The organism is Pumilibacter muris, from assembly GCF_943193045.1.
GTDB lineage: Bacteria > Bacillota > Clostridia > Christensenellales > Pumilibacteraceae > Pumilibacter > Pumilibacter muris.
The window spans coordinates 374,994-388,127 of the sequence record NZ_CALPCN010000002.1 but is presented as its reverse complement, the minus strand read 5'-3'; the positions used below and the strand labels follow the sequence as shown (position 1 = coordinate 388,127).

Here is a 13,134-nt window from a genome sequence, read left to right as displayed (position 1 = left end):
AAAACCCCCGTTGCGGTTGTGTCGGAAAAAAGAGACGACGGGAGACGAACAGTAATGGCGAATAATCAAGGGTTACTTTACGATACCTACATGGACTACTACAAGAGAGCTATGGCGGCGAAAGACGCGGGCGAAAACGACAAAGCGCGCAAATTTTTCCTTCTTGCCGCCGAAACTCTCAGAGACCTTGCGCAGGTAAGCGAGGGCGAAATGAAAAAAGCCCGCTACCGTACTGTGAAAAAGTTAATCGAAGCCGCCGAAAGTCTTTCTCAAAACACCAAAGCGGTGCGCAACGGCGAATCCGATTCGAACAAAACTCAAATTAGGTCGATAGACGATACGAGCGAGGAATACGACCTGATTTTTTCGCAACCTAACAATAAAATTACGCTAAACGACATTATAGGGCTTGACGAAGCCAAAATTGCCATTCACAGTTTGCTAATCGAGCCGCTAAAAAATCCCGAAGCTTACGCCGCTTACGGATTGCAAGCGGGCGGCAACATTTTGCTCGAAGGTCCTCCGGGCAACGGCAAAACAACTTTCGCGCAGGCTGTGGCTTGCGAGGTGGGGCTTCCGTTTGTGGAGGTGAACAGCACGTCGCTTGTTGACCCGCTTATAGGCAACACCGCTAAAAACATTAAAAGAACGTTCAGTGAAATTCGCCGATACGTTCACCAAAAAAACACGGCGGTTATAGCTTTTTTCGACGAGTTCGAAGAAATAGCGCGCGCGCGCGGCGGCGACAGCAAAACTTCGGAAGAATCTGTGCCCGAGCTTCTCAGGCAACTGCAAGGCTTTAACACCGACAATAAGAACATAGTTATTATCGCGGCAACCAACCTTAAAAATTTAATCGACCCGGGCATATTAGACCGCTTCGGCGATTGCATAAACATACCCATGCCCACCAAGAACGACCGCAAGCAGCTTTTCGCACTCAAATTGCGCGGGCTTCAAGAACTGAACGAACTCGATTTAGACGTTTTGGCGGAAGTGAGCGACGGACTCAGCGGCAGAGGCATAACAAACTCTTGCCTTGATTTTAAACGCAAAATACTTGCGCCGAGAAAGGCGGGACAACTTGTGCTCGAAGACCCCTTAACCGACATATTCGTAGACAGAATCAAAAAGATGAAAGCGGGCAAATTGTGAGACTGAGGTAACAATGGAATATATTTCGAAAGCCTGTCCGTTTTGCGGAGGCACACAACTGAATAACACCGACGACGGCGGGTGCGTATGCGCCTACTGCTTGCAACCGTTCGATATATCGAGCGGAAAACTCAGCGAAGGCTACACAAAGCTCGAATCGTATAATTTCGTGGGCGCGCTGTCGTTTTTCCAAAGCATGACGGGTGTTGCCGACGTTGCCGCCGAAGCGCGTTACGGGGAATTTCTCGCAAAAAATAAAATAGAAGAGAACAAGCAAAAAAATTCGATATCGCCCGTAGTGTATTCATTCCGTCCCGAATCTTTCGAATCGGACGACGGCTTTAAATATTTGCGGCAAAAATGCGCGTCCGACAGAGCGCTTTTGCAAAAGCTCGACAAAATCGAGGCGGCGCGCGCCGCTACGTTGCAACCGAAAAACGAATACGACGTTATTGTTATATCCGACGGCGCCTCTTCCGAAAAATGCGGCGAGTTTGTGAGCGTTCTTGCCGAGCGCGGGGTGCGTGTTTTGCGTCTTACCGACGTTTCCGACGTGGAAATTGCCGTTTTGCGTTGCGCTGAAGCGGCTTACGCTTTCGCGTCGTCGCTCGACTTTGTTGATAAACTCTCGTCGAGCGGAATAGCCCGCCGCTACGCGCTGCTTGAAAACGCGCGCATGCACAAGACGGGCGTAGGCAAAAAGCCTATGAAAATCGTTTGCCCCTTAGAGGTGCCCGACCTTCTTGTGGGCGGCATACGCGACGTGGTGGAAATTGTGCAAGAGCTCAATATAGCCGCCGAAGTGCGCAGATTGAACAGCGTGCTTAAAAAACAGGGCGGCACGGGAGCGCAGCTTAGTAGAGAATCGCGAGAGCGGGTTGCGGTTGCCCCCGCCAAAGAGAGAATACGCACGCAAGTTGCCGAAATAAAGAACGAAGCTGCCGACCTCGACAGAATAAAACGCAGCCTCGATAACGGCGCGTTCGACGACGCTTTGCGTCAAGCCGAAAAAATGCAAAAGAACGGATGCCAAAGCGGCAAGCTGTTTTGGTACTCGTATTTGGCGCAAGCCAAAACTCGCAATCTTTCGGAATATATAAACAACGCCGACGAATCGGCTTTCACCGATTCCGCTCTCGGCTTGTGCGATAAAGCTTTGTATTTGTGCGCCACTCCCGAAGAGGCGAGCCCTTATGTTAAAGCACTTACCGGCGCGGCTATGCGGCTTATAGACCGCAAAAAACCTACTCTTGCAACTCGCGCGCTCGACGCCGCTTTTACCTACGATTCCGCCGACGGCTACGCCGACGAAATTTTGGTTCGGCTTAACGCGGCGAAAGGAAGTATCGCGCCCGCCGAATGGTTTTCGCTTCAAAGAAAAGTGTTGGAGCGTATGAACGGGACTTCGCCCGAATTTATTCTCAAAAACACTTGCAACGCAATAGACTACGCTCTTTCGCTCGGCGAATACGGCAGAGCGGACGACATGCTTGAAGGTATCTTAGACTATTTCCCGAGCGAAAGTTCGCTTTACGCTCGTAAGATATGTTGCAACAACAAGATTAAGAGCGTTGACGAGATTTTTAAAATAGACTACCCCCGTCTCGGCGACAGTTTTGCTTGCTATGTTGCGGCTCAAAAAGGAAACGCGGGCAGCGTGCTTAAAAACGCGTTTTCGCAATTTATGAAAAAAGCTTCGGCGGAAGGGTTCGATAAATACGCTTCGGCAATCGACGAGGTTTTGACGCTCGGACAAATGCCCGAACTATGCGGCGGCACGGTTTTTGCGCTCGACGATATGTGCAAGGTGGGCGAGCTCGCTCTTAAAAGCGGGAACTTCGATTTTGCTTCCGCCTATTTTATGGACGCCATATCGCGCGACAAAACTTGCTATAAAGCATATTGGGGCGCGCTTAAAGCGGAGCTCAAATGCCGCTCCGATAAACAGCTTGAAGAGTGCGAAACTCCTATCGACGGCGAGGGTGCAAGCAACTATTATTCGAACGCTTACCGCACCGCATACGACAGGGGCGACACTGCGTTCGTAGACACAATCGAACGCGTTCGCCGTCGACAAAGCGACACTAAGAAAAAGGACGGGCATGTTTTCCGCAAAGACGATTTCATTATGGAAAACGGCAACATTGTGCGTTATGTCGGCTCCGGCACCGAAAGAGTGTTCGTAAGCGGCGGCGCATACAGAATAGGTGCCAACGCATTTCGCGGCAGCGATTGCAAATCCATAATTGTGGACGGCGGTATAACGAGCATAGGAGACTGCGCGTTCGCGTTTTCCGATATAGAGCGAATTTCGCTTCCTCAGAGCGTAACCGACGTTGGCGTGAATCCGTTTTGCGGTTGCGACAAACTTAAAAACGTTTATTCTTCGGGCAAGCTAGAAACGAGCGGCGGCGGGGTGTATTTCGGCGGGAGACTTGTTGCGTTCGTTCCGTCTATGCAACCGGGCAACACGGTTGCCGAAATTAAATCGGGAGTTTCGGTTATAGGCGAAAAGGCGTTTTATAAACCGAAAGGAATAACCGAAATAAAACTCGGCGGCGCCGACGAATTTTGTAATTGCGCGTTTTACGGTTGCGAGGGTATAACGCTTTCGGGCTACGTCCCCCAAAACAGAACAGCGCTTACGGGCGAGGGCTTTTTCGGCGACGGCGAAGTGTCGCGCGGAAAAATAGAAAACAACAATAAAGAGCGTTGGGAATCGCTTTACGGCGGCTGCGACAATAACATGGCGGCTGACGGCGAAATTCTCGGCGACAAAAAAGTAAGGTATCAAAAACTTTTCGACACTGCGGGCAAAGTTACGAGCGGCATACTCGTGAAAAACGGCAGAGCGCTTTACACTGCGGGCAACGCGCTATTCGTAGCCTCGCTTGCCGACGCTTTCGAGGGGCGGCAGATTACTCCCGTTCGCGTTCAACTCGCTTTCCCCGCAAGCGGCACGGGAGCGCTTTGGAACGAATATCTTATTCAGCCCACCGAGCGCGACAGGTGCTCGCTCGAATATGTGAGTCCGCAAGGCAAAAGCGATTTTGCGGTTCGCATAGGCGACCCGCTTACTCGCCCCATGTGCCTTATGGGCGACTATCTGCTTTGCATAAGCGGTTCAACCGTTATATCGGTGGATTTGCGGCGAGGTAAAATAATAGGCAAACGCGCGCTCGACGAGAAAATTACTTCGGTGCCGTGCGGACTCGACGGAAAGTTCATTGTTGCGGGCGAGCGCTATCTTTATTCGCTTACTCCCGAACTCGTAGGCGGCGCGGTGCACACCCTTAAAGGAGTTACCTATTCGCAGGGCACGGGTAAAATACTTCGCAACCGCATAGTGAGCTACAACGGTGTCGCGTATTGGATAGAGCGCAACGACTCGAACATTTTACTTTGCGCATACGACGGAAAAACCGCGTTTGTAAAGCCCATGTCGCGCAGTGTGGTTGATTTCATGCAAACTCAACCTATTTTCTACGACGGCAATTTTTACGGCGGCGAAACAAAATCGGTGGTAACGGCAAAGGCGGAGTCGCTCGAAAAAGATTGGAGCTTTAAATTTTTAGCGCCGCTCGGCGACAAATATTTGGAACTTGCAGTTATAGGCGGAATGCCTTACATTAACCCCATGACGGGCGAAACCGCGAATTTGCGCCTGCGCTCTATTTACAAAGGGAGGGCGCTTTTGGTAGACATAGCAAACGGAGGAATTTATGCCGGAAGAATTTGACATTAAATGCGTTGTCAGCGAAAAGAGCGTGCCCGGCGGCTTAAAAGTTGACGCCACGCCCAAGAGCTACAACCGCTATCACAGGCTTTTCGAGGCGGCGAGAAGAGTTCGCCAAATAGACGATTTCAGCGATTTGAGAATACCGCACTATCCCGCGTTCAGACCGTTTGAATACCAACAAAAGGCTGTGCGCACAATGCTTGCGCGTTTTCGCGGCAAAGGTATTTTCGGCGACCAAGTTGGTCTCGGAAAAACGGTTGAAGTTTGCATGACGGTTGCCGAATATGCCGAGCGCGGCGCTATTAACAACGCTCTTTTGCTTTGCCCCAAAAAACTCGACTTTCAGTGGGCGCAGGAAATAAAAGACAAATTCTCTTCGCATTTCAACGGGCATATAGTCCGCTCGTTCGACGAAATGAAAAAGTTCGAAGAGGAGAAAGACGGCGGCGTTACGATGTATATCATGACGTTCGACGTAATTTTGGCGCAAATAAAGAGTTTAAAAGAGCGCATACGCGAAAACATTGCCAAAGAAAAAGACTGGCTTGCCGACCAAATGTTCGAGGTTGACAAGAGTGAAGATTTTTACGACCGCCAACTTGCTTTAAAACGAAACGAAGAGCTTCTCGGAAAACTCGGCGACGAAATAGACGAAAACTATCTTGCGGCGTTCGACGCGTTCAGTCGAGAAATGCCCGTTATAAACATGCTTGTGGTAGACGAAGCGGACGCATTACTTTCAACCGACCCGAATAAGACGCTTCAAATTTATACCGTTGTGGAGCATTTGGGGCAAAACTCGTCTATTCCTTATAAAATTCTTATGTCTGCCACTCCAATTCGCCGTCAGCTCGCCGACGTATACAGGCTTATGAGAATAGTGCGTCCCGAGCAGTTCCGCGACATGGACGACTTCATTAAAAACTACTGTTTCGGAAAACCGCGCTTAAACGATTTCCGCGACGAGGAATTGAAACAGCTCTCGGGTTTAATAGACCAACTTTTCACCCGTAACCGTCTTACGAGCAAGGTTGTGCACGAGTCGCTTTTGCCGCTCAGCATTAAAGAAGTGCTAAGCGTAAACTTCGATAACTTCGCCGCGCGCGACTTTGACGAGCGCGTGCGTGTGGCGGTAATCGACGGGCTTTGCGAGGGCGAGCAAGACCCGAGAACGCGCGAGCGCATAGAGAACAGTATGGCGAACTTCCTAAGTAGGCGCGAGGGCGCTCACTGGAAGCAGTATATTAAAAACATTATAATTGACCAGCCCGATATGGCGCCCGTTAAACTCACGGTTACCGCCACCGACGCCGCCGAGCGCGAAAAAGAGGAAGAACTTATTCGCAGAAAAGACGCGAAATTCGCCGAGCGGCTTCTTGAAAGCATTTCTTCCGATAAGGGCGTAGAAGCGGACGCGCTCAGATTTAACTGCATCAACTACGTTATTCCGCCTAAGCGCGGGCATCTTATACGCTACAAAGGCGAACGCGCAACCGAAGAAGAAGCTTACGAGGACGCTCTTTACGAGCGCAGGCAAAGAAAAGCGCGTCTTGAAATGGGACTTACGGCGGGCGTCGAGAACTCGCTCGAATATTACGACCAAGAGGAACTGCGCGACGCGAGCAAATACGTTGAGTTCGACCGCTTAGTCAACGAACTGTTGCCCGATAAAAAAGTTCTTGTGTTCTCCGACGCGGGCGTTGAAAGAAACACGTTTATCCGTTTGGTGGAGAGTGTTCATAAAGGGCGGGTTTTAAACGGCGAAGGCGACGTAAACAACCAAAACTATTTAAAGTTTCGCGGCAAAAAAATAAAAGACAAGAGCGGACGAGAAATAGACGACCCCAAAGACCCGCACAAAAACGCGGTTTATTTCGCGGTAAACGGCGAGGAAAAGGGCTTTAACATGCAGTTTTGCTCAAACCTTATAATCACAAACCTTTCGCACGACCCTAACCTTGTGGAGCAAATAGTTGGGCGTATTTCGCGTATCAGCCAAAAGAACAAAATGCACATATACGTTTTCACAGGCGCCGACACGCTCGAATACAGCCTATACAAGTTCTATAACGACGACATGCACCTTTTCTCCGATTGGGACGGCGACAATACGTTTATTATAGGCGGCGCGGTTGCGAGCTTTTTGGAAGAAAACCCCTCGATTCACAACGAGCTTACGCGCAGAATAGGCAACAAGCACACAGCCGACGGCGAAAAGCTTGAAATCGGGTTTCCGCAAATAGTGGAATATCTTTGGGAGCAGTACGACACGGGATATGTTACGGGCGTGTTCGACGACTACGAGCCGTGGGCGAACTTCCGCAAGCACGTTAAAGACAGCTACGAGAACTTTAAAAACCTCGTTAAAGATTTCGGCGAACAAGAACTCTTTGTTTCGTCGGCGGTAGAAGACGATATTATTTAGGAGAAGAATATGGCGGATAATTACAAGGCGGACAGACTAAGTTCGCAATTCCAAAACAAAAAGAAGTCCGGTCAGTCTTCCGAACTTGAAAGAAACAATTTACGTTACATAGAAGAATTCGTGAGCGAGGCGGCGGAAGCCGACGGCATTATTTCGGTATACCGCAAAATAGACGAACGGGAAAAGAGCGAGCTCGAAAAAACCGAAGTGGACGAAATAGCCAACGCCTATCACGTTGAAATGACGGGCGAAAACAAGGTTCATTACATAACGTATAAGCCTCAGGTAGAGCGCGGCAAAGGGAGCAAATTAGAGCACGTTAACCGCTCCACTCCTTTTGTGCAAATGCTTCTCGACAAAGTGGGCGCCGACTATTCGTTCCTTTACTGCCACAGTAAAGTGCGTTCCGACGACACCCCCATGCCGCCCGTTGCGAGCGGGTTTTCGGTTGAGCGCGGCGAGCGCGAACATCTTGAAGGCAAAAACAAATACGAGCTGTTCTTTTTAATAGAGTGCCAAGATAATATCGACGCGAGCGAAAGCATGAAAAATATTATCGACAGCGTGCTTTTGGACGTTGACGGCAGCAGCGGCGATTTTTTTGCGAATATGTCTTACGCCACGCTCGAGCGCAGCGCGCCCGAAGACGGCGATATGTCTATTCCTCAGGTTGATTACGCCGTTCAAAGCCAGCTTAACAACATTATAACTCAAATAAGAGAATCGAGCGAGGTGCGCCAACGCATACTCGACTTTATGGTGGCGAGCGAAGGCAGCAAAATGCGCGAGCATATCGCCGAACGAAACGAAGTTTTTCGCAACGGACAAAATGCTTCCCACCGCGAGGTGAACGCGCTCGGTTCGTCGGTTATATGCCGCATGATGCCAATCGGCGTGTTTTTGAACGCAATCGATAACGACCGTGTGCCGTATACCGTTACGGGGCGTCACGGCGAACGCGCGACTTTTTATGTTGAAATAAACCCCACCACGCGGTTCAACGGGCACGTTTGCCCGCATTGCGGCGAATACCTTTCGGCAAGCAACGGCGCCGTTGCTGTGAGCGCGCACGGCACGTTCGAAATAGGGTGCGAAAAATGCGCGACCGAGTGCGAGGAGCGTTGCGGCAGATACTGTTTCCGCGACGACGGCTGCCGTGTTTGCGGCAAAGCGCTTTGCGCCGAACACTCTATAAAGAGCATGGATTCCGACGATAAGCTTTGCTCGGAATGCGCTAAGGTGTTCCGCGACGGCAAAACGGGTTCGCCGCTTTCTCCGCGCGACGCGGCTATGCGCGGTTGCGACGAAAGCTACGTTGAAGAAGAGGTTAAGCGTCTCGGAAAAGTGGGCGCGTTAAACCGTTTCCGCTCGGTTAAATTTTTGAGAAAATCGGAATGTATGCGATGCCGCACAAAGAACGGCTACAAATATTACCTTAGAGAAGAAACGGCGCAATGCTTTAAATGCGGTGAATTTTTCTACCGCGACGATATTAAGGAAACCACCGACACGGGCGAAGCTCTTTGCATATTCGACCGCATAGACTGTTCGTGCGGCAACATTGTGGCGAAAGAAAAAGCGCACTCATGCTCGGAAGAGGGGTGCATAAACGGCTTTTGCTCCGATTGCGCGAAAGAAAAAATTTCGCCCAACGGCTACTACGAAGCCGTTAAGTTGATTAGCGGCAAGCCGCGTCCGCTCAACATAGACGGAAAAATTTACTGCCCCGAACACTCGGCGGTTTGCAAGGTGTGCGGCAAAGTTGTGCCGCTCAGCAAGGCGCATGTGTGCACGTCTTGCGGCGGAACATTCTGCAACTCGTGCGGAGTATCCCGTGAGACGAGAGACGGCATGTGCACGATTTGCAACAAGGCATTTGATGTGAACGGTTCGAACTTTAAAAGCATTAGTTCCAAAACGAGACTCGTTCGCCTAAACGCGTTGCCGTTCTTTGCAAAGTTCAAGAAAACCGCCGTGCTCGAAGACAACGAAAATATAGTTTTCGTTACGGTGCAACCTCGCGGCAACAGAGTGAGAGTATACAGTAAGCTAAAAGGTTCGATGATTACCCGACCTGCTACCCGCAAAGAAGCTGAGGCAATGTTAAACGGGGGTAAAAAGAAGAAATGAGTAAAACAAAGTCAACTTCCGCAAAAAAAATAAACAAAGAAAAAGCGTTTATAAAAGAAAAAGCGAAAACGATTATATCGAACGTGGGTTTTTACCTTATGCTCGTGCTCGACGTGGTTTTTTTAATCACGCTCTTAACTTCGGGTTTCGATTTCGCTTTGCTCGAACTCACTATTGCGGTTTTGGTGCTCGAAGTTCTTGCGGTGCTCTTTATGCTTCCCATTCCGTTGTTGCAGGTGGGAATAGTTAAAAAGCACGTTGTGCAGTTAATAGTTTTCCTTTTGATGCCGTTGCTTGAAATTGTTGCCGCTTTGGTGTTTAACAGTTATACCGGCTCTACTTCGGCGGTAACGGTTTACATAATTTTAGCTGTGGCGCGCGTTATTATGTGGCTTACGTCGTTCTTCCTTTCGCGCACAGGGCTCGGCGTGGGCGGCGCTTCGGCGCTTGCGGCAATTATTGCGGCGGTGTTCGTGCTCGGAGGCGCGGGCGCGGTGTTCGAGTTCCCGCTCGGCGACCGTCCGCTTTTGTTCGAATATAACGCCGACACCGTAACCGACGAAGACGGCAACGTTTTGTATGGCAAAGGCTATGTTGTGAGGAATGTTTTGAACGGCATACGCGACAACGTGCGTATTCCGTCTACCTACAAGGGCGAACCCGTAGTTGCGGTTGAAGCGAGTTATCATTACAATTCGAATAGCGATAAAACCAAAACTCTCGAACTTCCCGCGTCGGTGGAATATTGCAATTTCGGTTCTTCGGCTATTAAAAATATGACGGTGCACGGCAAGAACGTGCGTTTCGGCTCATATATGATGGAAGGATTAAAGAGTTTAACGTTTACGTCGAGCGAAGCCCTGCCGCAAAATCTTCCCAATTTCGGCGTTGACATAATCGGAACTACATTTTATCGCGACGAAAAGATTATCGAGTTTAAGGAAGGGGAAGAATACAAACTTCCGCAAACTATAAGTTTTGACCGCAAGCTTATAGACGAAGCTATGAGCTCGCCCGACCAATACTTTCAATATGCCCGCGAACGCTTTGTGCCGATTTTGGAGCAAGACGAGCATTACGTTATGTATTACACCGATTGCAAAATAGAGGACCGAGAGCTTAAAGACCAATATTGCAAAAACGGCGATTACTATGTCGATTCGGAAATTTACCCGGCACACAACGGTTATATTATAGACGGCTTTTACGAAGATACGCAAATCGTGAAGGGCGGCACCGTGAGTTTGCCCAAGCCTACGCTTAAAGATACCTACGGCGCTAACTTTGAATTTTTGGGTTGGTATACCTCGCGCGACTATACCGAACGCGTAACGAGCGTTCAGGGCAACGCGAACACTAAGCTGTTTGCGAAATACCGTTGGCTTTACACCGTTGAGCTGTATAAGAACACGACCGACGCAGAGCCGAGCGAGACTTTTCAATACCACAAGGAAAGCGTAGAAAAAGTTTTGCCCACCGACGAAACGGACGCCGACAAATGGGCGAAAAACAATTTTGCGTTTTGCGGTTGGTTCGATAAGTCGGACGTGAACCCGCAAAAGAATAAAGACGTGAAGAGCATACCCACGCTTTCGGTCGGCGACAGAAAATATGCGCCCGTGTACAAGCAGCTTTATACTCTAACCGTTCATTCGCAAAGCGGCACTTATGAGCCCGTTACGAATTTGCCGAGCGGAACGGATAAATTCAAATTCCACGAGTGGAGCGATTTAATAACTCTCGACGCGAACGCTACAAAGACTGGCGCCGAAGCCCCCGTAGGCTACACCTTTATGGGTTGGTATACCGAATATAACGGGCTTACTTACACCGGAAAAGTTACCGAGTTCCCGCTCAAAAGGCAACAATATGCCGACGGAACATGGGGCGAAGATTATTTGCTTGAAGACGTTGATTTATATTTAAAATTTAACCTAAACTACGCGATTACAACCGACACGAACGGAGGAACTTTAACGTCGGCGGTACCGTCTTATTATCACGTTGAGAGCAATACGATTTCCATTCCCGACGCTTCGCGCACAGGCTACAATTTCGTGGGTTGGCATTTGGGTTCGGGAAGCGGCGCTCTTTCGAGCAATATTCCCACAGGCAGCACGGGCGCAAAAGAATTCTTTGCCGAATGGACGCCCATAACCTACACGGTGCAATACGACGCTAACGGCGGCACGGGAAGCGCGCCTGCAAACAGCACGTTCACCTACGACGCGGCAAACAACGAACTGCGCGCCAACGGAACTTCGAACTTTACCCGCACGGGCTACGATTTTGCGGGTTGGAAAATTCTCGGCGCCGATTACGAGGCGGGCTCGATTGTAGAGCAAGGGAATAACTTTACCGCGATTGACGGCTCCACCGTTACGGCGCGCGCAATTTGGACGCCTATTACTTACACCGTGCAGTACAGCGCGGGCGAAGGGGCAACCGGTACGGTTGAGTCGGCTACTTTCACTTACGACGCGGAGAACAGTCTTTCTTACGGACACGGACTTTCAAAAACGGGCTACACGTTCGACGGTTGGTATGTGAGCGGACAGTCGGGAGCAACGTACCGTCCCGGAGCTATTCGGCACAACTTCACTTCGGTGAAAGGAGCCACAGTTACGCTCGTTGCGAGTTGGAAAGCGAATATATACTATGTTCGTTACGACGCTAACGGCGGCACGGGCACAATGAGCAACAGCACGCTGACCTATGACGCGTCGAACAATACTCTTAAAGCGAACACCTTTACGCGCGAGGGTTATACGTTCTTCGGTTGGAGCATAGGCGGCACCGTTTATCCTGCGGGCAACGTTGCGCAAGGAACCGACTTCTCATCGGTTCAAGGTTCGACGGTTGTCGCTCTCGCGCAGTGGAAAGCGAACACATATTATATAAATTATGTGAGCGGCGGCGGTTCGGGGACTATGGCGATGAGCGAATTCACTTACGACGCTTCCGACAACGTTCTTAAAGCGAATACCTTTACTCGCACGGGCTACACGTTTGCGGGTTGGGAAATAAATGGCAAGGTTGAGCAAGCGGGTGCGGTTGAGCAAGGCGTGAATTTTGCGTCTACGCAAGGCGCGACCGTTAGAGCAACCGCGCAATGGTCGCCGATAACTTACATAGTTTCGTATGAGGGCGGAGCTGACGGCGTTACGGGTTCTACGCAAAACAGTATTTTCACCTACGACAGCGCGAGCAACGCGCTTAAACCTAACGGCTTTGCGCGCACCGGCTATACGTTCGTTTGTTGGGTTATAAACGGCGCCGAGTACAATTCGGGCGCGGTTAATCAAGGCATGAACTTTGCTTCCACGCAAGGCGCAACCGTTACGGCTACTGCTAAATGGCAAGCGAACAGCTACACCGTTCGCTACGACGCGGGCGGCGGAGAGGGTAGCATGAGCAACAGCACGTTTACCTACGACGGAGCGAACAACTCTCTTAAAGCCAACGGATTTACTCGCGAAGGATACCGTTTCGTTGGGTGGAGAATAAACGGAACCGTTTATTCGGCGGGCGCGGTGGCGCAAGGAACGAACTTCGCTTCGGCGAACGGAGCCGCCGTTACGGCTACCGCAGTGTGGGAAATTATTCCCGACGAAGCCGATTGAACGCTTGAATAAAAAAGAGCTGACGAATACTTTGATAAAACAAAAAACACCGTGAAAAAATC

Annotated in this window: 5 protein-coding genes; all 5 read left to right on the top strand. The window is 50.1% G+C overall.

Annotated features, from left to right (window positions below):
* The first annotated feature begins 54 nt into the window (after positions 1–54).
* Genes NFR62_RS04340 through NFR62_RS04320 form a run of 5 tightly spaced genes read left to right on the top strand, consistent with a single transcriptional unit; the run spans position 55 to position 13,072 of the window.
* Positions 55–1,155: an AAA family ATPase gene (locus NFR62_RS04340; RefSeq protein WP_251614798.1), complete on the top strand. Its 1,101-nt coding sequence runs from the start codon at positions 55–57 to the stop codon at positions 1,153–1,155.
* Between the two features lie 13 nt (positions 1,156–1,168).
* The gene (locus tag NFR62_RS04335; RefSeq protein WP_251614796.1) at positions 1,169–4,894 is read left to right on the top strand and encodes a leucine-rich repeat domain-containing protein; all 3,726 of its coding nucleotides are present in this window, start codon (positions 1,169–1,171) and stop codon (positions 4,892–4,894) included.
* Positions 4,878–7,319 (top strand): SNF2-related protein, encoded by a 2,442-nt coding sequence (locus NFR62_RS04330; protein WP_251614794.1) that lies wholly within the window; start codon positions 4,878–4,880, stop codon positions 7,317–7,319. Before NFR62_RS04335 ends, NFR62_RS04330 begins: the two co-directional genes overlap by 17 nt.
* Before the next feature lie 9 nt (positions 7,320–7,328).
* The gene (locus NFR62_RS04325; RefSeq protein WP_251614791.1) at positions 7,329–9,449 is read left to right on the top strand and encodes a hypothetical protein; all 2,121 of its coding nucleotides are present in this window, start codon (positions 7,329–7,331) and stop codon (positions 9,447–9,449) included.
* Positions 9,446–13,072: an InlB B-repeat-containing protein gene (locus NFR62_RS04320; protein ID WP_251614788.1), complete on the top strand. Its 3,627-nt coding sequence runs from the start codon at positions 9,446–9,448 to the stop codon at positions 13,070–13,072. Before NFR62_RS04325 ends, NFR62_RS04320 begins: the two co-directional genes overlap by 4 nt.
* The last annotated feature ends 62 nt before the right edge of the window (positions 13,073–13,134 follow it).